General features: G+C 62.5%; 16 protein-coding genes. 5 read left to right on the top strand and 11 right to left on the bottom strand.

Annotated features, from left to right (window positions below; genetic code table 11):
- Positions 1–37: 37 nt before the first annotated feature.
- Entirely contained in the window at positions 38–1141 is a 1104-nt protein-coding gene (gene dprA / locus MRBLMS1_RS27240) for a DNA-processing protein DprA (protein ID WP_485883424.1), read from the bottom strand.
- 307 nt (positions 1142–1448) lie between these two features.
- Between dprA and def the strand changes: the two genes are divergently transcribed.
- The 3 genes from def (at position 1449) to MRBLMS1_RS27225 (ending at position 4101) form a co-directional block, all read left to right on the top strand.
- Positions 1449–1991, top strand: a complete 543-nt coding sequence (gene def / locus MRBLMS1_RS27235; RefSeq protein ID WP_034749294.1) for a peptide deformylase — start codon at positions 1449–1451, stop codon at positions 1989–1991.
- Positions 1992–2223: 232 nt separating this feature from the next.
- The gene (fmt, locus tag MRBLMS1_RS27230; protein ID WP_485883421.1) at positions 2224–3180 is read left to right on the top strand and encodes a methionyl-tRNA formyltransferase; all 957 of its coding nucleotides are present in this window, start codon (positions 2224–2226) and stop codon (positions 3178–3180) included.
- An 18-nt stretch (positions 3181–3198) separates the two neighbouring features.
- On the top strand, positions 3199–4101 hold the full coding sequence (locus MRBLMS1_RS27225; RefSeq protein ID WP_485883419.1) for a LysR family transcriptional regulator: 903 nt from the start codon (positions 3199–3201) through the stop codon (positions 4099–4101).
- Here MRBLMS1_RS27225 and MRBLMS1_RS27220 read toward each other — a convergent pair whose 3' ends face one another.
- Together MRBLMS1_RS27220 and MRBLMS1_RS27215 are read right to left on the bottom strand one after the other, a co-directional pair.
- Positions 4102–4509 carry a tautomerase family protein gene (locus MRBLMS1_RS27220; protein WP_139091757.1) on the bottom strand — a complete coding sequence of 136 codons (408 nt, stop codon included), beginning with the start codon at positions 4507–4509 and terminating at the stop codon, positions 4102–4104.
- Positions 4510–4669: 160 nt separating this feature from the next.
- On the bottom strand, positions 4670–7147 hold the full coding sequence (locus tag MRBLMS1_RS27215; protein ID WP_485883417.1) for an IPT/TIG domain-containing protein: 2478 nt from the start codon (positions 7145–7147) through the stop codon (positions 4670–4672).
- Between the two features lie 675 nt (positions 7148–7822).
- Here MRBLMS1_RS27215 and metH point away from each other — a divergent pair.
- Both metH and MRBLMS1_RS27205 read left to right on the top strand, forming a co-directional pair.
- Entirely contained in the window at positions 7823–11593 is a 3771-nt protein-coding gene (gene metH / locus MRBLMS1_RS27210; RefSeq protein WP_485883415.1) for a methionine synthase, read from the top strand.
- A gap of 114 nt (positions 11594–11707) precedes the next feature.
- On the top strand, positions 11708–12079 hold the full coding sequence (locus MRBLMS1_RS27205) for an SPW repeat protein (protein WP_128141248.1): 372 nt from the start codon (positions 11708–11710) through the stop codon (positions 12077–12079).
- Between the two features lie 152 nt (positions 12080–12231).
- Here the strand turns inward: MRBLMS1_RS27205 and MRBLMS1_RS27200 are convergent, their stop codons facing one another.
- From MRBLMS1_RS27200 to rsmB, 8 genes are all read right to left on the bottom strand, one after another.
- Entirely contained in the window at positions 12232–13512 is a 1281-nt protein-coding gene (locus MRBLMS1_RS27200) for an EAL and HDOD domain-containing protein (protein WP_035824533.1), read from the bottom strand.
- A gap of 137 nt (positions 13513–13649) precedes the next feature.
- Positions 13650–14429 (bottom strand): class II glutamine amidotransferase, encoded by a 780-nt coding sequence (locus MRBLMS1_RS27195; RefSeq protein WP_485883412.1) that lies wholly within the window; start codon positions 14427–14429, stop codon positions 13650–13652.
- A gap of 77 nt (positions 14430–14506) precedes the next feature.
- Positions 14507–14764: a BTH_I0359 family protein gene (locus MRBLMS1_RS27190; protein ID WP_034749313.1), complete on the bottom strand. Its 258-nt coding sequence runs from the start codon at positions 14762–14764 to the stop codon at positions 14507–14509.
- A gap of 150 nt (positions 14765–14914) precedes the next feature.
- The gene (locus tag MRBLMS1_RS27185) at positions 14915–15322 is read right to left on the bottom strand and encodes a GTPase (RefSeq protein ID WP_485883410.1); all 408 of its coding nucleotides are present in this window, start codon (positions 15320–15322) and stop codon (positions 14915–14917) included.
- The gene (locus tag MRBLMS1_RS27180; protein WP_128141245.1) at positions 15319–16038 is read right to left on the bottom strand and encodes a response regulator; all 720 of its coding nucleotides are present in this window, start codon (positions 16036–16038) and stop codon (positions 15319–15321) included. Before MRBLMS1_RS27180 ends, MRBLMS1_RS27185 begins: the two co-directional genes overlap by 4 nt.
- A gap of 98 nt (positions 16039–16136) precedes the next feature.
- Positions 16137–18434 (bottom strand): sensor histidine kinase, encoded by a 2298-nt coding sequence (locus MRBLMS1_RS27175; protein WP_139091761.1) that lies wholly within the window; start codon positions 18432–18434, stop codon positions 16137–16139.
- Positions 18434–18940 carry a DUF4390 domain-containing protein gene (locus MRBLMS1_RS27170; protein WP_230537298.1) on the bottom strand — a complete coding sequence of 169 codons (507 nt, stop codon included), beginning with the start codon at positions 18938–18940 and terminating at the stop codon, positions 18434–18436. The genes MRBLMS1_RS27175 and MRBLMS1_RS27170 overlap by 1 nt, the downstream gene beginning before the upstream one ends.
- A gap of 97 nt (positions 18941–19037) precedes the next feature.
- A complete protein-coding gene (rsmB, locus tag MRBLMS1_RS27165; protein ID WP_485883407.1) occupies positions 19038–20459 on the bottom strand; it encodes a 16S rRNA (cytosine(967)-C(5))-methyltransferase RsmB in 1422 nt (473 codons plus the stop codon).
- Between the last annotated feature and the right edge of the window lie 93 nt (positions 20460–20552).

Here is a 20552-nt window from a genome sequence, read left to right as displayed (position 1 = left end):
ACCCGTGCGGCAAGCCCGCCACACAAGTGACAAGCTGTCATTTACAGCGTTGAAACAGTCCTCCGGGCAAGCGTTCGACCCGGCCCGCCAGCTCCAGCGCCAGCAATTCAGCCATCAGCGCGCCCATGGCCAGGCCGCTGCGCGCGGCCAGGGTATCGGCATCGAGGGGATCGTGGCCCAGCGCGGCCAGCAGCGGCGTCTCGTCTTCCACCGCCGCCGGCACGCCGGGGGCGCTACCCAGCCACTGCAACTCTTGCAGCACGTCATCGGCCGACTCGACCAGCTTGGCGCCCTGCTTGATCAGCGCATGGCAGCCCTTGGCCAGCGTGGCATGGATGGAACCGGGCAAGGCATACACGTCGCGCCCCTGCTCGCCGGCCAGGCGCGCCGTGATCAATGAACCTGACTGCGCCGCCGCCTCGATCACCAGCACGCCGCGCGCCAGGCCGCTGATCAGGCGGTTGCGGCGCGGAAAGTTACCGGGCATGGCCGGCAAGCCCAGCGCATACTCGCTGACGATGCAGCCCTGTTCTGCAATTCTTTGCGCCAGATCAAGGTTGCGACGTGGATACACCAGATCGGCGCCCGTGCCGATCACGGCGACGGTGGCACCCGCGCCGCGCAAGCCGCCCTCGTGCGCGTGCGTGTCGATGCCCAGCGCCAACCCGGAAATGATGGTCAGGCCTGCCACGCTGAGGGCTTGCGCGAAAGCGGCCGCATTCTGCATGCCTTGCGCGCTGGCATTGCGGCTGCCGATGATGGCCACGCCGGGACACGACAGCAGTTCCGCCCGCCCCCGCACATATAACAAGAGCGGCGGATCGGCGATTTCCAGCAACAGTGGCGGATACGCGGCATCGGCCAGGGTCAGCACGGCATTGCCGGGCCGCTCCAGCCACTGCAGGGTAAGCGCCAGCTGGCTGTTGGCCACCGGCTTGGGCGGCTGCACGATGGCGCGCGCCACGCTGGCCGGCACCACCTCGCGCAAGGCCTCGAACGGTGTGGCAAAGATTTGCGGCGGCAGGCCGAAGCGGGCCAGCAAGGCACGCGCCGCCACCGGCCCCACGCCGGGCAGGTGCTGCAGGCGCAGCCAGCCCGCCAGTTCCATGGCCGTGTCTGCCGTCGTTGCAATTGCATGCATGACAACCTCACTGTGTACTGTGCCATCCCATGCTAGCGCCACGGCGCGCACGCGATACCGACGCGCGCAACAATGCGTGCAATGGCCGTGCAAAACGGCCCGTCATCCACAGGGAAATGGGTGTCTGTGATAAAATTTCCCTTTGCAGCAAACTAATCGACGCACTGGCAAACGCATCTGCCGCGCCGTTGCGCCATACGCGCCCAACCGTAGCGTACTCAAAAATAAAATAGCCCTGCCATCGTCCGCATGGCCCAGGCATGAATAATCCGGCGCACCGGCGCCCACCTTAACCAGTCGAATCCGTATGTCCATATTAAATATCCTGCGTTACCCCGATCCTCGCCTGCACACGATCGCCAAGCCCGTCACCGAATTTGACGCGCGCCTGCAAACCTTGATCGACGACATGGCAGAAACCATGTACGACGCGCCTGGCGTCGGCCTGGCCGCGTCGCAAGTGGACGAACATATCCAGATGATGGTGATCGACACCACCGAAGAGAAAAACCAGCTGCAAGTCTTCATCAACCCGGAAATCACCTGGGCCAGCGAAGAAAAGCAGGTCTACGACGAAGGCTGTCTGTCCGTGCCTGGCGTCTACGATGGCGTCGAGCGCCCGGCCCGCATCAAGGTGCGTGCCCTGGACCGCCACGGCAAACAGTACGAGCTGGAAGCCGATGGCTTGCTGGCCGTCTGCATCCAGCATGAGATGGATCATTTGCTGGGCAAGGTATTCGTCGAATACCTGTCGCCGCTCAAGCGCAACCGCATCAAGACCAAGATGATCAAGGAAATCCGTGGTCTCGAGCGCGAAGCGAGTCTGCGTGCGCAGAACCGCCGTTTCTGAAAACACCTGACCAAACCTACTGCGCGTCGCGACTTGCGGCCTGCGATGCTCACTGTGCTCAAGCACAGTTCCGCTTCTCAGCCACAATTCGCTTCCGCTCGCTACGGTTTTGTAAGGTGTTCAAGGAGTTTTTGCAGTACAGCTGATAGACTAAGCAGCAACAGTAGTCGTTACACCACGCCAGCCTGGCGCCTTCGGGAGCGGGCCTGCGCACCTCACGTCAAGGAACCATATGAAAGTGATATTCGCAGGCACGCCTGAATTCGCCGCCACGGCCCTGAAAGACTTGCATGAAGCGGGCTTCGAAATTCCGCTGGTGCTGACCCAGCCTGACCGCCCTGCCGGACGCGGCATGCAACTGCACGCCTCGGCCGTCAAGCAGTATGCGCAGCAGCACGGCATCGAGGTGCTGCAACCGTTGTCCCTGCGCATGGACAGCAAGGACCCGCAGCACGCCGCCGAAGCGAAAGCGGCCCACGAGCGCCTGCTGGCGACCGACTACGACGTGATGGTGGTGGCGGCCTACGGCTTGATCTTGCCGCGCAGCACCCTCGACATCAAACCCTGCATCAATATCCACGGTTCCCTGCTGCCGCGCTGGCGCGGCGCCGCACCGATCCACCGCGCCATCGAAGCGGGCGACGATGAAACGGGCGTGACCATCATGCAGATGGAAGAAGGCCTCGATACGGGCCCCATGCTGGCCATCGAGCGCACGCCCATCGAAGCGGGCGACTCCACCGCCACCTTGCACGACAAGCTGGCCACGCTGGGCGGCAAGATGATCGTCGAAACCCTGCGCAAGATGCAGCAGCAACCGCTCGAAGCCGTGCCGCAGCCGGAAGCGGGCGTCACTTACGCGGCAAAGATCGCCAAGGAAGAAGCGGCGCTCGACTTCAGCCTGCCGGCGCTGGAACTGGGCCTGAAAATCCGCGCCTTCAATCCGTTTCCCGGCGCCTGCGGCCAGGTCGATGGCGTCACCATCAAGATCTGGGCCGCCGAGGTGATCGAGGCGGACAGCAAGGAAGCGCCAGGCCAGGTACTGGCGGCCGACGCCCAGCACGGCATCGTCGTGGCCTGCGGCAATGGTTCCTTGCGTCTGACGGAACTGCAGAAACCGGGTGGCAAGCGCCTGCCCGCAGCCGAGTTCATCAAGGGCTTCCCCCTCGAAGGCAAGCGCTTCGTTTAATACCGGCAACAAGCGCCCATGGACCAGCTGACCGCCCTGCGCGCCTTGCGCCGCGTCGTGGAACTGGGCAGCTTCACGGCCGCCGGCGCCGCGCTGGGCATTTCCCACTCCATCGTCTCGCGCCAGGTGCGCCAGCTGGAAAGCCAGCTGGGCGCCCAGTTGCTCAACCGCACGACGCGCCGCTTCGCCCTGACGGCCGCCGGCCAGGAATACTATCTGGCCAGCCGCGACATCCTTGACGCCCTCGATGCGGCCGACCGCGCCGTCGCCATGCATCAGGCACAGCCATCCGGCAGCTTGCGCATCAATGCGCCGATGGCTTTCGGCACCCTGGAACTGGCCGCCTGGCTGCCCGATTTCAGCCGCCAATACCCGCACATCCACATCGATCTCGTCTGCAATGACCGCATCGTCGACCTGATCGATGATGGCTTCGACGTGGCGCTGCGCCTGGCGCGCGGCTTGCCCGACTCCACGCTGGTGGCGCGCCAGCTGGCCAGCAGCCGCACGGTGGCCGTCGCCTCGCCCGCCTACCTGGCCCGCCATGGCCATCCGGCCACGCCGCAAGACCTGGCGCAGCACAATTGCCTGATGTACACCTCCGGCGAGAAGCCGGCGGAATGGTCGTTCACCGATGGTGACGGCGCCACACACAAGGTGGCCTTACGCGGCAGCCTGCAAGCCAATACCAGTGTTGCCCTGCGCGAAGCGGCCGTGGGCGGCATGGGGATTGCCAGCGCCGCCGGCTTCATCGTGCGCGACGCACTGCGCAGCGGCCAGCTGGTGGAAGTCTTGCCCGGCTACACCTTGCGTCCACGCACCTTGTACGCGCTGTATCCGCACAGCCGCCAGCTGTCGCCGAAGGTCAGGGTCTTCGTCGATTTTGCCGTGCAACACTATCAAAATCGCCGCTGGGATTGATCAGGCCTGCTGCAGCGCCTTGCGCACGGCGCGGAACTGCTGCGTCAAGCCCCCGTAGCCCCAGGCCGCCTGGCGCGCGTCGTGCACGTGGATGTAGCTGACCTCATGCAAGGCGCCGAGATACTCGTGCATGGCGGCGAACACGGCGGCGATATACGCGGCTTTTTCCGCCGCCGTATTCGTTTCATCGCTGATCAGGATATCGAGGAAAAAACTGGCCTTGCCTTGCGCCTGCAACGATGGCCCGCCGACAAACCAGTGCGCCGCGTCAAGATGGCTGATCGCCACGGACGTCAGTTCGGGCGCCTTGTGCAACAGTTGCGCCGTCAATTGGCTCAGGGTGGCGGCGATGGCGGCCGACTGGCGCGCATCGGGTGGCGTGGATAAACGCAGGTTCAGGATGGGCATGGGATGCTCCGCAAGTGGATAAGAATCCCATTCTAGGAAGACGGCGGCGGCAATGGCAGCCCCCGCCAGGCACAGGATCTGTGCAGTTTATGCACCAATGCCTGCGCGCATAAAAAAAGGGCTTGCCGCGGCAAGCCCTTGTTGCATCGAGCTCCCTTGCTTAGCGGCGCTGCACCTTCATCAGGCGTGCGCCCACGGACGACGACAGGCTGACCTCGAAGCGGCCACCGGCCGGCAAGGCGCTGACGTCGACGCTGGCTTTGCCACCCGTCAAGTCGCTGGCGACCACCGTCTTGCGGCCATCGGCGGCCACGTGCAGCACGGCGGCGTACGGTTCCACCTCGGCATTCCAGACCAGCGCCAGCTTGCCGCCGCTTTGTACCGCATCGAACGTGGCATCGTTGGCGGCGACCTTGCTGCGGCGCGCCGGGCGCTCCAGCTTGGCCAAAGCCTTGCCATTTTGCAGCACTTGCACGTCGCTGATGTCGCCCGGGTTGGCGAAGCTGACGCGGAAATGGCTCATGGCGTTGCCGCCATGGTCGGCCAGGGAGACGCCATCGAAGGGCAAGTCGATAGTCTGTCCCAACGCCGTCAACACGCGCAAGGTATAAGCATGGCCGCTGCCGCTGGCCGCTGCGCCCACACGCGTGGACGAGGCAACGGCTGGGCGCAAGACCACGCCGTTTGGCGTGATGCGGCCGGAAATCGTCAGATAGCCATTCTCGGCCACGGACATGCTGGCGGCCAGCACATTGCTGCCCGAAACCTGCGTGCTGCGTTTCTCCAGGAATTGCTGCACGCGCACATAGCTGTAGTCGGAGAACCAGGCGCCGCTGCAATAGCTCATCACGTCCTTCATCGGCGTGCTGCCATAGACTGCCTTGCTCAACTGGCCAATGCTGCCCGCATAGCTGCTGTTGTACAACGGTTGCGGGCCCAGATCGCCATTCGCATACGGGTAGTCGGTGGCCGCGTTGGCTGGACCGCCGCAGGCAACGTGCTGCAGCGAGTGGTTGTGGCCCAGCTCATGCACAAGCGTGGTCAGCCATTCAGGCCAGCTATTGCCGAATGGATCGACGGAGGCAATGCTGTTGAACTTGGCGTCCAGGCCGATGGCCGACGTGAAGTCGTTGCTGCTGCCAGCGACGTTGATGTAGGCGAGGCCGGCGGCACGCGTCGAGGACATTCTTGGCACAAAACCATAATAATAGGCACCGCGGTCTTCCAGCGCGCGCTGGTTTTCCAGCTTGCCCAGGGTATCGCTCCACCAACTGTCGGCCGTGCTGCTGCCAGGCATGCTCAGCGCAGCGCGCGTGGTGATGCTGATATTTTCCGCCGCATACGGATACACGCGCAGCAGCGCGGCACGGATCACCTCGGCGTCAGGCAGTTGCGCCACGCCATCATCGGTGCTCAAGGGCACGAGCACCAGGCGGATCCTGGCAAGGCTGGCCACCACGGGCGCCGCTTCCTGGCTCACTTGCACGCCGTCATTGCCCACGGCCGTCACGCGCACGCGCACGCCGGGCAAGATCCAGCCGGAAGGCAGGACTGCACTGAAATTGCCATTGAAACTGTAATCGCTTTTCGACGTCGGCAGGACCGACGGGCCGCTCATGGTGATGCTGCCCAGGTTGCTGCCATTGGCGGCCGTCGCATTCAAGGTCACGGCCGGGCTGGCCTGGCCTGTTTGCGTGGCCAGCACGGACACGCGCACGGCGGCCGGCTTGCCGCGCGTCAGGCGCAAGGCTGCATTGCTGGAATTCAGATTCAGTACCTGCGCGAAATCAATGCTGCCCAGGGTAAAGGCCGACACCGTGCCCGCATTCACGGCGATGCGCGAAGCGGCCGACAGCATCACGCTGCCCGTTGCCGACGCTGGCGCGGACAACACCAGCTGGCTGGCACTGGCGCTGACGATGACGGCTGGCGTACTGCCCACCGTGGCCGAGCTGACCTGGTCGAGATTGCTGCCCTGCAGCGTCACCGACAAGGTCGCGCCGTTGACGGCCGACGCGATCGACGTCACTGCCACGTTTGCCAAGACCGTATACGTGTCGCTGCTGGCCACATCGTTGTAGGGACCGCGCACCGTCAGCGCACCTGTCGCCGCGCCCGTTGGCACCACCACCGTCACGCTGCCGGCCGTCTGGCTTTGCGGCGTTGCCGCCGCGCCATTGCCGAACTGCACCGCCGTCACGGCGCCCATGCCGCCGCCCGCGATCGTCACGCTGGAGCCGACGCCGCCCGTTGCCGGCGCAACACTGCTCACGCTCAGCGGCAGGTACACGTTCACGTTATAGCTGGTGGTCGCCGTACCGCTGGCGCTGACCAGGCTCAAGGCGCCCGTAACTGGCACGCCCGGCATGGCCAGGGTCACACTGGTGTCGCTGCTGGCGCTGGCGGCAACGTTCACGCCGCCCACCTGGAACGCCGTCACGCGGCTCAGATTCGTACCCGTCACCACCAGGCTGCCGCCCACGGCGACATTCGCCGCCGAGACAGCCGTCACGGCAGGAATCACGGCGGGATTGCCCGACGTGGTCGCCACCACCGTGTCACCACCGCCACCGCCGCCCCCGCCGCAAGCGGACAAGCCCAGCACGACAAACAATGCTACAAGCAGATGGTTTTTCATGGCTGGCAACCATGTTGATGCAGCGCGATGCCGGGGAGGACACGGGAGAAATGTGACATATTGGTGACTTTTGGTGAGAATGTGATTTCAAAGAACCCATATTATGGGTTAATTCGATTCCCAAAGACAACTATTAATGCTTTTGATTCAATTGGTTTTGATAATAGTTAAAGTATCTACTTGGAAAGCTTTATTCTAGGAATTACTAGCGTCACTCTGTCTTGTCTTAAATCAAGATTATTTTCCTTGGCAGCTATTGCTATTCAACTCATTAAAAAGATTCTGAGATGGCGCAAATAATGTGGAAATTTTTCCACAGCCTAGAGCGCCATATCTTCCTGCCAATTTTGATGCAAAAATTAACGTTTTGAGCAAGATTTTCAGGAATGTAATTTTCAGAAGCAGGCTTGGCGCAAGCTGATGTGTTGCAATGTGTTGCAAGCAGGCCTGCCGTGGGGTGAACGGCCGCTTTTGCTTAAAACCAAAGCAGCCTGATGCCGTATAATTTTAGACCCGGTGAAATCAGGCGATTGCCACCTTCTGCCTGCCCTACCCGGCCGGCACACTCCGTCAGCTGATCCTGCTGACCCGCAACCGCCTCGTACAGTCCTGTCGCCGCGCCGCCGCCCGTTTGCCTATTGAAAGCATGAAATGAACGATACCGTGATCCCCTCCATGTCCCCGACCGAAGCCACCTTGCGCGCCATTCTGGCGCAGCGGATCATGATCCTCGACGGCGCCATGGGCACGATCATCCAGCAGTACAAGCTCGACGAAGAAGCGTACCGTGGCGGTCCCGCCGGCCGCTTCATCGATTTCGCCGCGCCGGCCGACAGTGGCGCGCGCGAACTGTTCGTCAAGGGCAACAATGAACTGCTGACCCTGACGCAGCCGCACATCATCCAGGAAATCCACGAGCGCTACCTGGCGGCCGGCGCCGACCTGATAGAAACGAATACCTTCGGCGCCACGACGATCGCGCAAGACGATTACCACATGGCCCACCTGGCCTATGAAATGAACGTGCAGGCGGCCAAGCTGGCGCGCGCCGCCTGCGACAAGTATTCCACGCCGGACAAGCCGCGCTTTGTCGCCGGCGCCCTCGGGCCCACGCCAAAGACGGCGTCGATCTCGCCCGACGTGAACGACCCGGCCGCGCGCAACGTCACCTTCGATCAGCTGGTGGCCGCCTACCTGCAGCAGACGCAGGGCCTGGTGGAAGGCGGCGCCGACGTGCTGCTGGTGGAAACCATTTTCGATACTTTGAACTGCAAGGCGGCCCTGTTCGCCATCGACCTGTTCTACGAGCAAAACCCGACCGTCGTGCGCCTGCCCTTGATGATTTCGGGCACCGTCACGGACGCCTCGGGACGCATTTTGTCGGGCCAGACCGTGCCCGCCTTCTGGAATTCCGTACGCCATGCGAAACCGCTGACGATCGGCCTGAACTGCGCGCTGGGCGCCGCCCTGATGCGCCCGTACGCGGAAGAGCTGGCCAAGATCGCCGACACCTTCGTGTGCATCTACCCGAACGCGGGCTTGCCCAACCCCATGAGCGACACGGGCTTTGACGAGTTGCCAGCCGACACATCGGCCCTGCTGCGTGAATTTGCCGACGCGGGCTTTTTGAACATGGCCGGCGGCTGCTGCGGCACCACGCCCGAGCACATTGCCGCCATCGGCGAATTGCTGTCGAAAAACACGCCGCGCACCGTGCCGGCCCCATCGCACGACTTGCGCCTTGCCGGCCTGGAACCGTTCGTCGTCAATGACGCGTCGCTGTTCGTCAACGTGGGCGAACGCACCAACGTCACGGGCTCGAAGGCGTTCGCGCGCATGATCCTGAACGAGCAATACGACGAAGCCTTGTCCGTGGCGCGCCAGCAGGTGGAAAACGGCGCGCAAGTGATCGACATCAACATGGACGAAGCGATGCTCGATTCGCTGGCCGCCATGACGCGCTTTTTGAACCTGATCGCTTCGGAACCCGATATTTCGCGCGTGCCCATCATGGTCGACTCGTCGAAATGGTCGGTCATCGAAGCGGGCCTCAAATGCGTGCAGGGCAAGGCCATCGTCAACTCGATTTCCATGAAGGAAGGCGAAGAGGAATTCCTGCGCCAGGCGAAACTGTGCCGCCGCTACGGCGCGGCCGTCATCGTCATGGCCTTCGATGAAAAGGGGCAAGCCGACACCTTCGAGCGCAAGATCGAAATTTGCGCGCGCGCCTACCACCTGCTGATCGATGCGCTGGACTTCCCGCCTGAAGACATCATTTTCGATCCAAATATCTTTGCCGTCGCCACCGGTATCGAAGAGCACAACAATTACGCCGTCGACTTCATCAACGCCACGCGCTGGATCAAGGAAAACTTGCCGTACGCGAAGATCTCGGGCGGCGTATCGAACGTGTCCTTCAGTTTCCGCGGCAACGATCCAGCCCGCGAAGCCATCCATACCGTCTTCCTGTACCACGCGATCAAGGCGGGCATGACCATGGGCATCGTCAACGCCGGCATGGTCGGCGTGTACGACAACCTGGACCCGGAACTGCGCGAGCGCGTGGAAGACGTGGTGCTGAACCGCCGCGAAGATTCGACCGAACGCATGATCGAGTTTGCCGGCACCCTGAAGGCAGGCGGCAAGGCCGAAGCGCAAACCCTGGCCTGGCGCGAAGGCACGGTGCAGGAGCGCCTGTCGCACGCGCTGGTGCACGGCATCACGCAATTCATCGTGGAAGACACGGAAGAAGCGCGCCAGGAACTGCTGCACAATGGCGGCCGCCCCATCCACGTGATCGAGGGCCCCTTGATGGCCGGCATGGACGTGGTCGGTGACCTGTTTGGCCAGGGCAAGATGTTCCTGCCGCAAGTGGTGAAATCGGCGCGCGTGATGAAACAGGCCGTGGCCCATTTGATTCCGTTTATCGAGGAAGAAAAGCTGCTGGAAGAAAAACGCACGGGCATCGTCGCCAAGCCGAAGGGCAAGATCATCATGGCGACCGTGAAAGGCGACGTGCATGACATCGGCAAGAATATCGTCACCGTCGTTCTGCAGTGCAATAACTTCGAAGTGGTGAACATGGGCGTGATGGTGCCGTGCTCGGAAATCCTCGCCCGTGCCAAGGTAGAAAACGCGGACATCATTGGCCTGTCGGGCCTGATCACGCCGTCGCTGGAAGAAATGGCGTATGTCGCCAAGGAAATGCAGCGCGACGAACATTTCCGCATGCTCAAGATTCCCCTGCTGATCGGCGGCGCCACCACCAGCCGCGCCCACACGGCCGTGAAAATCGCGCACAACTACGAAGGCCCCGTGATCTACGTGCCGGACGCCTCGCGTTCCGTGTCCGTGGCGCAATCGTTGCTGACGCCCGAGCAGCGCGACAAGTATGTGGAAGACATCGAACTCGACTACGCACGCATCCGCGAGCAGCACGCCAACAAGAAGGTCCTGCCCATCCTGCCGCTGGCGCAAGCGCGCGCCAACCGGATGGTCGTGCCCTTCGATGGCGCCTGCACGCCCGTGAAACCGAAGTTCATCGGCCGCCGCGTCTTTAAAAACGTCGACCTGGCCACCCTGGCCAATTACATCGACTGGGGCCCGTTCTTCCAGACCTGGGACCTGGCCGGCCCCTTCCCCGCCATTTTGACCGATGAAGTGGTGGGCGACGCGGCCACCAAGGTGTACGCGGAAGGACAGGCCTTGCTGAAAAAACTCATCGACGGGCGCTGGCTGACGGCCAATGGCGTCGTGTCCCTGCTGCCGGCGAACAGCGTCAATGACGACGATATCGAGGTGTACACGGACGATACGCGCAGTACCGTGGCATTTACCTACTACGGCATGCGCCAGCAAGGCGTCAAACCCGTGGTCGACGGCGTGCAGCGTCCGAACCAGTGCCTGGCCGACTTCATCGCACCGAAGGCATCGGGCGTGAAGGATTACATCGGCATGTTTGCCGTGACGTCCGGCCTGGGCATCGAGAAATACGAAAAGCGCTTCGAGGATGCGCACGACGATTACTCGTCCATCATGTTGAAATCGCTGGCGGACCGCCTGGCCGAGGCGTTTGCCGAATACCTGCACGAGCGCGTGCGCAAGGACTTGTGGGGCTATGTGCCGGACGAGCATCTGGGCAACGACGACATGATCGCCGAGAAATATGTGGGCATCCGTCCCGCGCCCGGCTACCCGGCCTGCCCCGAGCACACGGTCAAGAAACAGATGTTCGAGGTCATGCAGGCCGAGGAAATCGGCATGCAGCTGACGGAATCGTATGCCATGTTCCCCGGTGCAGCCGTGTCCGGCTTCTATTTCGCTCATCCGGAGTCAAAATACTTCGTCGTCGGCAAGATCGGCATGGACCAGGTGGAAGACATGGCCAAGCGCCGTGGCACCAATATCGAGGACGTGGAACGCTGGCTGGCGCCCAATCTGTCATAATATCAGCACGAGGCGCGCGGAACTTTCCGCGCGCCGCAGCGCACTAACGCAGTATGCCGGCCGGCATGCTGCATGCCCGCTCCGGCCCGTTCCCTGACTGGCTAAGGAGGATATATGGCAACCAACTTCAAACTGAAACGCTGGCAGGACCAAGTGATCCTGTTGCTGGGCCTATGGCTGATCGTCTCGCCCTGGGCCTTTTCCTATCCCGAAGGCTCGCCGCAGATGATCAATGCCTTTGTCTCGGGCCTGGTGATCGCCGCGCTGGCCGCCTTCGACCTGTACAAGACCTATTTCTGGGCCGTCGTCGTCAACCTGCTCGTCGGCGTCTGGGTCGCCGCCTCGCCGTGGATCCTGCGGCTGGCCGATCAGCCCGTCGTCATGTGGAACGAGCTGCTCGTCGGTATCGCCGTCGTCGTGCTGGCCCTGTGGGAACTGCGCACCGACCCCGAGCTGCACAAGCACTGGCCTGGTGCGGCCGCGTAGCGGCGTAAAAAAGCCCTGCTACGGCGACGCCGTGCAGGGCTGTTTTTTTGGACGGGTCGCGTAGGTCGGATTAGCGCTTGCGCGTAATCCGACACCAGCACAGTCATCGCCAACACCGTTGTCGGATTACGGCCCGTTGGGCCTAATCCGACCTACAGCGCATACCTTACAACGTTATCGCTCCATTCATAGGCGGCCATTTCCAGCTCCACCAGATCGTCCGGCGACATGGCCAGGTCGCGCAAGGTTGGTACGATCTCGCCTTCCATGTCTTCGATGCGCTCGATACATTCAGCCAGGCGCAGCAGGTCGCCGTAGAATCCCTCGCGCGACAGCAGCGCTTCAGCCACTTCGTCGATCACTTCGATCTGGCTGAGGATTTCCGACATCGGCACGCCGAACAGGGTATCCATCAAGGACATGATGCCGACCGTAAAGGCGATATCGGCCGAGTGGGCGTGGTTCGGGCGCAGCTTATGTGCGAGCAATTCGAGCAAACGGCCGCGCGTGGTGGCCAGCATCAGCAGCGGCGTCATGCTATGGCCGCGCTTGCTTGGCTCCGCGTACAACATGATTTGCAGCCAGCGCTGCAGCTGGCGGCGGCCCAACACGGTCACGGCCTGGCTCAGCGAATCGATGCGCTGGCGCGCGCCGACGGCCGGCGTATTGACCAGGCGCAGCAGGTTCAGGGCCAGGGACACGTCGCGCTTGATGGCGCGCTCGATATCCATGTTGTCGGCGTCCGACGTCACCAGGGTCATCAGTTCCATGACGGCCAGTTGCGACGGCGACAGCTTCTTGCCCGTCATGATGGCGGGCTTGGCAAAGTAATAACCCTGGAAGTAATCGAAGCCCAGATCCAGGCCCGACTTGAATTCTTCGCGCGTCTCGACCTTTTCCGCCACCAGTTTCTTGTTTTCCTGCTTGAAACGGGGCGCCAGCGCTGCCAGCACTTTCGGGTCGACCGTGCTCATGTCCATCTTGACGTATTGCACCAGCGGCAGCAGTTCCTGCACTTGCGCCGTATCGGAAACGACGTTTTCCAGCGCGAAGGTGAAGCCATGGCCCACCAGTTCGCTGATGCGCGCGCGCACTTCCGGCGTGACGGGCATCGATTCGACGATTTCCAGCACGACTTTTTCACGCGGCAGGAAGACGAAGATGTCGCTCATGATCACGTCGGCATCGACGTTGACGAAACCGAGCGCGTCGCCAATGACCTTTTCCATGCCCAGTTGGGAGGCGTGGGCGATGACGGACGCCGTGGCGGACAGGTCGCTGGTAATGTTGGCGGGGCCGACCGGAGCGTTGCGGAATAGCAACTCATAGCCGAACAGGGCCTGGTTGCGGTCGAGGATAGGTTGTCGACCCAGATAGAACTCGCGCACGCGCAAGGGTTTCGGGGTGATGTCGTTGCTGGAAATATCGATCATTAACTCTTCATCAATCACGTCGAGTGACACCGGCCGCGCCGCGCCCGCATCAAGGTTCACTATTGACAATACTTTAGCTGAATTCCGCCCGCGCTGTGGGTATTTTGGCAGCAATCCAGCGTATTGTCGTCAACAAATTAGGCCACTGGCATGTCTTGCACCATCCCGTCGACAAATAATTTCAATTCGCCGGGCGCAAACGCCGTCCATTGTTCATTCGTCGTCAGCGGCTGGGTAACGATCACGGCCACTCTGTCCTGGGGCGTCGTCACCTGGGAAAAGTCCACGCTCAGGTCTTCATCGGAGAGTTTAGCAGTTGGGAACGGATGTTGTCGCACCAGATAGTGCAAGCTGGTCGAGCAATGGGCAAACAGCGTCTCGCCGCTCGACAGCATCATGTTGAACGTGCCGTGGGCCGCGATGCCGGGCAACAACTGCGCCAGGGCGGCATGCAGTTGCGGCAAGGCCGGCGGGGCATCGCCAAAACGTACGTGCAATTCCTGCAGCAGGTAGCAGAAAGCCCGTTCGCTGTCGGTGCAGCCGACGGGACGGTAACTGCCCGTCAGCACGGGGTTGAAATCCTTCAAATCGCCATTGTGGGCAAAGACCCAGTAGCGGCCCCACAGTTCGCGCACGAAGGGGTGGCAGTTTTCCAGCGCCACCTGGCCTTGCGTGGCCTTGCGGATATGCGCGATGACATTGCGCGACTTGATTGGGTAGCGTTTGATCAGTTCGGCCACGGGCGAGGCGATGGCTGCCTGGTGGTCGACGAAATGGCGCACGCCGGCGCCCTCGAAAAAGGCGATGCCCCAGCCGTCATGGTGGGTATCGGTGTGGCCGCCGCGCATGGCGAAGCCGGTAAAACTAAAGACAATGTCCGTGGGGACATTGCAATTCATTCCGAGAAGTTGGCACATGGTCTGTTTGCAGCTGGATAACACGGCCACCATACCACGCCGCCTGGCGGATTGGTATGGCGGCGATGGCCATCACATCAGTGCAACAGGACGGGCTGGCTCATGAGGGAATCGTAGCTGCCCAAGAATTCATCGATCTCTTCCATGCTTGGTTCGCTGGCGATCAATTCCGTGACGTCACGGCGGAAGTTTTGCGCAAGGATGCCGGCGATAAACGTTTCTCGCTTGCCCCCCTTGTCGACGATTTCATAGCCGCCAAAGCGCAGGGCTTCCAGGTCGCCATCGACGCCGAATTCCACGACGCTATATTGTTCGCTGTTATAGATCAGGTTCATTTTGCATCCTTCGCTCAAGCAAGAGAAACTCTTGCGGTTTCAGGACAGAGGTGGGGTTCCCACGCCGCCATTTCAAGCGGCAATGCCACTCTGCGGGCTACAGAGTTGTAACGAGATGCAAACTGCGACTGCGGTAAGACGATCAGGAAACTACGTTGAGGAAACAATCAAGTCCGGTTCCAGCGCCAGCAGGACATCGTAGGGACTGGCGGTCAGCCAGGTGCGCAGCTGTTCGATATGCGAGGCGTCGGCCAGGCTGATGAACAGGCGCGCGGGTGGATGGCGCAGCAGACGATTTAATGTTACACGCAATACGAGATTGCCGCTGCAGCACAGGCAACCGGGCGCGATGCGCAACAGTTGCAATGGAAACGATGAGGAAGGGGAAATTTCTTCGGCCAGGTCGGCCAGGATGACGTTGCCGTCGGCGAGACCCTCAAGGATCACGGCGGTCGCGTGGCCAGGCTGCAAGGCTTGCGCGATGGCCGCTTCGCGCTCGGCGGCGCGACCACCGCTGACCAGGGTCAGCGGCGTCGGACGCCGTACCGCTGACGTCACAGGCCTTTCTTGGCCAGCTTGCCCGGTTCGACGCCCAGCTGTTTCAGCTTGCGGTACAAATGGGTGCGTTCCAGGCCCGTTTTTTCCGCCACGCGGGTCATGCTGCCGCCTTCGCGGCCCAGGTGGTGTTCGAAATACATGCGCTCGAACGCATCGCGCGCCTCGCGCAGCGGCAAGTCGAACGACAGGTTGTAGCCATGGCCTTCGGCCACCGCCGGTACGGCGATGCCTGGGCGCACCATCAGCTGTTGCGGCGCGCTGCCGGCAAAGCTGGGCACGGGATGGCTGCTTTCCTCTGCCACCACGGGCGCCACGGGACGCGGCGCCACGCTCGGCGCGCGCACGGTTTCCTGGGCTCGCGTCAAGCCTTGCTGGACCGCCTTCAGCAGTTTTTGCAGGGCAATCGGTTTTTCCAGGAAGTTCATGGCACCGATGCGCGTCGCCTCGACCGCCGTATCGATGGTGGCGTGGCCCGACATCATGATCACCGGCATGGTCAGCAGGCCATCGCGCTGCCACTCCTTGAGCAGGGTGACGCCATCGGTGTCGGGCATCCAGATATCCAGCAATACCAGATCCGGCGCACCGGCGGCACGCGCTTCGCGCGCCTGCTGCGCATTTTCGGCCAGCTGGATAGCATGTCCTTCGTCGCCCAAAATTTCCGAGAGCAACTCACGGATACCCATTTCATCATCCACTACGAGTATGTTTGCCATTCGTGTCTTGCCTTCCTCATTTCGCCGGCCGTCGCGCACAAGATGCACGCGGCGGACAACTATGATTTTATTAGTGTTTTAAATACTAAACCAGACCCTCACGCCAGGAATTCCTGGGCAGGAGTGTCGGGAGCTAACTTTAACAGCAAAATGACCACCGAAGCGCCATTGCCGTCGACCCGGTTCTCGATATCGATGCGTCCGCCGTGTTCATCGATAATTTTCTTTACCATCGCCAGGCCCAATCCCGTGCCGCGGGCTTTCGAGGTCACATACGGCTCGAACGCGCGCGCCAGGATTTTTGGTGCAAAACCAGGACCATTGTCCGTGATGGCCAGCCGCACGGCGATATTCACGCCGCCGTCCGCACTGCGATAATGAATTGCTTCCGTCCTCACGTCAATCCGCGGATGCGGCGAGTCCGGCGGCAGGTCGGCCATGGCGTCCTGCGCGTTCTGCAGCAAGTTGTGAATCACCTGGCGCAACTGGGTCGGATCGCCCATCACCATCGGCAGATTCGGCGCCAGCAGCGGGTGGATGATGTCGCCATCGTCGCCGCGCAGGTACAGGTTCAGTATCTCTTCGATCAGCTCGTTCAGGCGCAGCGGCACGAGCACGGCCGGCGGCGTGCGCGCATAGTCGCGGAAGTCGTCGACCATGCGCTTCATCGCATCGACCTGCTTGACGATGGTGGTGGTGGCGCGGCTGAGCAGATCCGCATCGGGCTGCTCCAGCTTGCCTTCGAGCTTCATCTGCAGGCGCTCGGCCGACAGCTGGATGGGCGTAAGCGGATTCTTGATTTCATGCGCGAGGCGGCGCGCCACCTCGCCCCAGGCGATCGAGCGCTGCGCCGAAATGACGTCGGAAATATCATCGAACACGACGATGTAGCCGCTGCCGGACTCCAGCGGCAGGCGCGAGCCGCGCGCCAGCAGGGTGATGTCATGCTCGTCGGCACTGCTGCCCAGGCGGCGCGGAATCTCGATCTGCCGCTGCCAGTGCAAACGCTGCTGGTTGCGGCCCGACGCCGATTGCGCGCTTTGCGCCGTGAAGGCGCTGATGATGGCGCCGCCAAACTCTTCCATTCCAGCAATATGCGCCAGCGGCTGGCCCACCATGCTCGTGCCCGAATGCTGGAGGATGCGCTCGACCGACTCGTTGCAAGTCACCAGCTTGAAGTCGCCGTCGAGCACCATCACGCCGGCCGACATGTTCGCCAGCACCGATTCCAGGTGGGCCTTGGCGTTTTGCAGCGCGGCGCGGTTGCTTTCCACTGCCGTGCGCGCATCGAGCAGCTGGCGCGTCATGATGTTGAACGACTGTGTCAGGGTGCCCAGTTCATCCTTGGTAGCGACGATGGGACGCGGCGACAGGTCGCCCTCGGCCACGGCGCGCGTGCCTTCAGCCAGCAGCAGCAGGGGCTGGGCCAAATTGCCCGCGATCAGGAAAGCGCTGCCGATGGCGCCAAAGATGGCCAGCAGCAAGGTCAAGGTGAGGATTTCCATGTACATCTTGCGCAGACCTACGCGCGCGACGAAACGTTCCTTGTATTCGCTGTAGGCGGCGCGCAGCACTTCGCCATTCGTCGCCAGCTTGGGTGGCACGGCCTGCAGCAGTTGCAGGTAGCGGGGCGAGACGGACGGCCCCGGCACGGCTACCAGCACGCGCAGGCGCAGGCTGGCCGCCGTTTCCAGCGACGCTGGCAGGCCCGAGCGGAAACCGCCGCCGCCCGACTCCGTGCCATCGTCGTGCAACTCCAGCCCCCCTTCGGCCGAGGCATAGCCGGCCGGCGAGGCCGCCTGCACCAGCATGGCCGGCGTCGGCAAGTCGGCCGCGCTGTGCGGCCCGGCGCTGGCCAGCAGCACGCCGTCACCGCTGACGAGCATGGCATTTTGCATGCCCTCTTCGCGCAGCAGGCTGGTCAGCACGGCCGGGCCGGCCACCGGGTCGGCACCCATTTCTTCGACCGCCTTGTGCCCCCGGTGGTCGAGCTCGACCAAGGCCGCATCGAGGCCGGCACGGCCCAGCTCAATCCCCGATTCCAGCGCCGCTTCGATCTTGACGTTGAACCAGGATTCGATGGAATGGGAGACGAATTGCACGGAAACAAGGAAAATCACGAGACCCGGCAGGATGCCGACGGCGGCGAACAGCATCACCAGGCGCGTCATCAGCTTGGAGCCGAACTTGCCGCTCTTGTAGCGCGCGTACAGGCGGGCCAGGGAAATGCCCACCAGCGCCAGCAGGGATACGGCCACGGCCGCGTTCAGGCCCAGCAGCCAGGTGTAGTAACGGTCGAAAAAGCCGGAATTGTCGGAAGCCGACGCCAGCAGGAACAGCAGGATACTGACAATGCCGCCGCCCACCACCAGCAGATAGCGCAATGCTTGACTCACTACTCCGCCGTATACAAGAAGGTTTTTTTATTCGAAGCCAGGCGCCAGTCGCTGTTATTGAAGGCATTGACCTGTATCGGCTTGGGCAGGTAATCGCGGTCCATGCCCATGCGCAAGGTGACGTTATACGTCTGCCCCACTTTCAGCGCGCCGCGCGGCGCCACCAGCCAGCGGCTGGGGCGGCGGATCAGGAACAGCGCATCGTCGAGCGTGGGAAAGCTTTGCTGCAAGCCGCCGCCCGACACATGATACTGGCGCGTGAGCACGTTGTACGACAGCCGGCTGGTCTGGCGCGCGACGATGGCCTTTTCATCGAACCAGTACCAGCGGGGCCGGGTCAGTTCGATTTCCGTCGTGAAAAACAGGGGCACGCCATGCTGGACGGCATCATCGAGGTCGTGATTGAGCTCGAAGGAATACGTGGCGGCCAGCTTGTAGCCCTCTTCGCTAGCCTCGATGTAGGCACGGGTGATCTCGACCATATCGGCGGCATGCGCGCGTGGCATCGTACATGCCAGCATCAGCAGCAGGGCCAGGAGTCGGAAGAGTCGTGTTGTCACAGGTGTGCCGGTGTAGTCCGTAGGATAAGGTTCGACGAATCGCTCAAGCCGCATTTTTTTGGAATAGCGCATAGAACAAACCGTCGTGGTCCTGCTCCGCGCTGCCGGTCGGCAACAGCTGGCCAGGCGCTGTCAATCGGGTCGCATTATTGCGCACCGCAAATGCCGCCGCCTGTGCCTCGGACTCCTGCGGCCACAATGAACATGTCACGAACAGCAATTTACCATCGGGGCGCAGCATCTGCCACAGGTTGTCCAGAATTTTGGATGAAAGTGTTGCAAGTTGGAACGCGTCGCCCTTGCGGCGCAACCAGCGGATATCGGGATGGCGACGCACGATGCCCGAGGCCGTGCACGGCACGTCGGCCAGGATACGGTCGTACTGCTGGCCGTCCCACCACGCGCTCGATTGCGCATCCTGCGCCTTCAGGGTGGCGTCCAGGCCCAGACGCTCGAGATTTTCCGCGATGCGCGGCAAACGCTTGGCGTCCGCGTCGATGGCGGTCACTTGCACGTCGGCCAGTTCCAGGATGTGGCAGGTCTTGCCGCCCGGCGCCGCGCAAGCATCGAGCACGCGCATGCCGTCCTGCAAGTCCAGCAGCGGTGCGGCCAGTTGCGCGCCTGCATCCTGCACGGAAACGACGCCCTGCTCGAAACCGGGAATCAAGGCCACGCCGATCGGCTTGTCCAGGCGCACGGCGAACGGTCCCACCTGGCGCGCGGCGATGCCCGCTTCCTGCAGCACGGCCAGGTAGGCTTCGACCGTGCTCTTGCGGCGATTCACGCGCAGGGTCAATGGCGGCACGGCATTGCCGGCCGTCAAAATGGCTTGCCAGTCGCGCGGATAGGCCAGGCGCAGCGAGTCGATCCACCACTGTGGATAATTCCATTGCGCCAACGGTTGCTGCAAGGCCGCTTCCAGCAAGGATTTGCGTTCGCGCAAGAAACGGCGCAAGACGGCGTTGACCATGCCCTTGGCGTGCGCCAGGTCAGGGTGCGAGGTGGCCACCGTGACGGCCTGGTCGACCACCGTGAATTCCTCATACGGCTGCTCGCCCGGCTCGGCCGACATCAAGGACAGCGCGCAGCACAGCAAGGCCGCGAGCATCGGCGGCTCGGGCGCCTTCGACGTCATCTGGCCGACGAGGGTTTCGCTGCGGCCCAGCTGGCGCATGGTGCGGTAGGAAATATCCTGGATGGCGCCGCGCGCCTGCGGGCTGGCGTTCGATTGCGTAAACACCTTGGCCAGCGCCTGCGGCAGGGCCGTGCCCGTACGCACTTGCGCTACGGCATTGGCGGCGCCCAGCAGGCAAAACGCCAGCGAGTCGGCGCGCAAATCGGGTTGGAAACCTGGCTGCAAGACCGGTTTCAGGTCGGGATGGTAGCTGGGACGCAATTTCGGTGCGGCAGGAGCCTGGCCTGGCGCCGGCTTGGTTTTCAATTTCAGCGTGGGGCGCTTGTTCATAGTTATCCGGTGTGGCTGCGCGCGGCGGGCTGCATGGAGGCAAAGTCGCGGCCGCGCGTCATCAATAAAGGGTCGATTGTAGCGTTTGTGGCG

The organism is Massilia sp. LMS1-1-1.1, assembly GCF_040815535.1.
GTDB classification, from domain to species: Bacteria; Pseudomonadota; Gammaproteobacteria; order Burkholderiales; family Burkholderiaceae_D; genus Janthinobacterium; species Janthinobacterium aestuarii.
The sequence above is the reverse complement of the archived record's forward strand: the minus strand, read 5'-3'. Positions and strand labels throughout refer to the sequence as shown.

Coding starts and splice junctions, on each gene's coding strand:
- dprA (WP_485883424.1), bottom strand. CDS start 1,141: ATGCATGCAATTGCAACGACGGCAGACACGGCCATGGAACTGGCGGGC.
- def (WP_034749294.1), top strand. CDS start 1,449: ATGTCCATATTAAATATCCTGCGTTACCCCGATCCTCGCCTGCACACG.
- fmt (WP_485883421.1), top strand. CDS start 2,224: ATGAAAGTGATATTCGCAGGCACGCCTGAATTCGCCGCCACGGCCCTG.
- MRBLMS1_RS27225 (WP_485883419.1), top strand. CDS start 3,199: ATGGACCAGCTGACCGCCCTGCGCGCCTTGCGCCGCGTCGTGGAACTG.
- MRBLMS1_RS27220 (WP_139091757.1), bottom strand. CDS start 4,509: ATGCCCATCCTGAACCTGCGTTTATCCACGCCACCCGATGCGCGCCAG.
- MRBLMS1_RS27215 (WP_485883417.1), bottom strand. CDS start 7,147: ATGAAAAACCATCTGCTTGTAGCATTGTTTGTCGTGCTGGGCTTGTCC.
- metH (WP_485883415.1), top strand. CDS start 7,823: ATGTCCCCGACCGAAGCCACCTTGCGCGCCATTCTGGCGCAGCGGATC.
- MRBLMS1_RS27205 (WP_128141248.1), top strand. CDS start 11,708: ATGGCAACCAACTTCAAACTGAAACGCTGGCAGGACCAAGTGATCCTG.
- MRBLMS1_RS27200 (WP_035824533.1), bottom strand. CDS start 13,512: ATGATCGATATTTCCAGCAACGACATCACCCCGAAACCCTTGCGCGTG.
- MRBLMS1_RS27195 (WP_485883412.1), bottom strand. CDS start 14,429: ATGTGCCAACTTCTCGGAATGAATTGCAATGTCCCCACGGACATTGTC.
- MRBLMS1_RS27190 (WP_034749313.1), bottom strand. CDS start 14,764: ATGAACCTGATCTATAACAGCGAACAATATAGCGTCGTGGAATTCGGC.
- MRBLMS1_RS27180 (WP_128141245.1), bottom strand. CDS start 16,038: ATGGCAAACATACTCGTAGTGGATGATGAAATGGGTATCCGTGAGTTG.
- MRBLMS1_RS27170 (WP_230537298.1), bottom strand. CDS start 18,940: ATGCCACGCGCGCATGCCGCCGATATGGTCGAGATCACCCGTGCCTAC.
- rsmB (WP_485883407.1), bottom strand. CDS start 20,459: ATGAACAAGCGCCCCACGCTGAAATTGAAAACCAAGCCGGCGCCAGGC.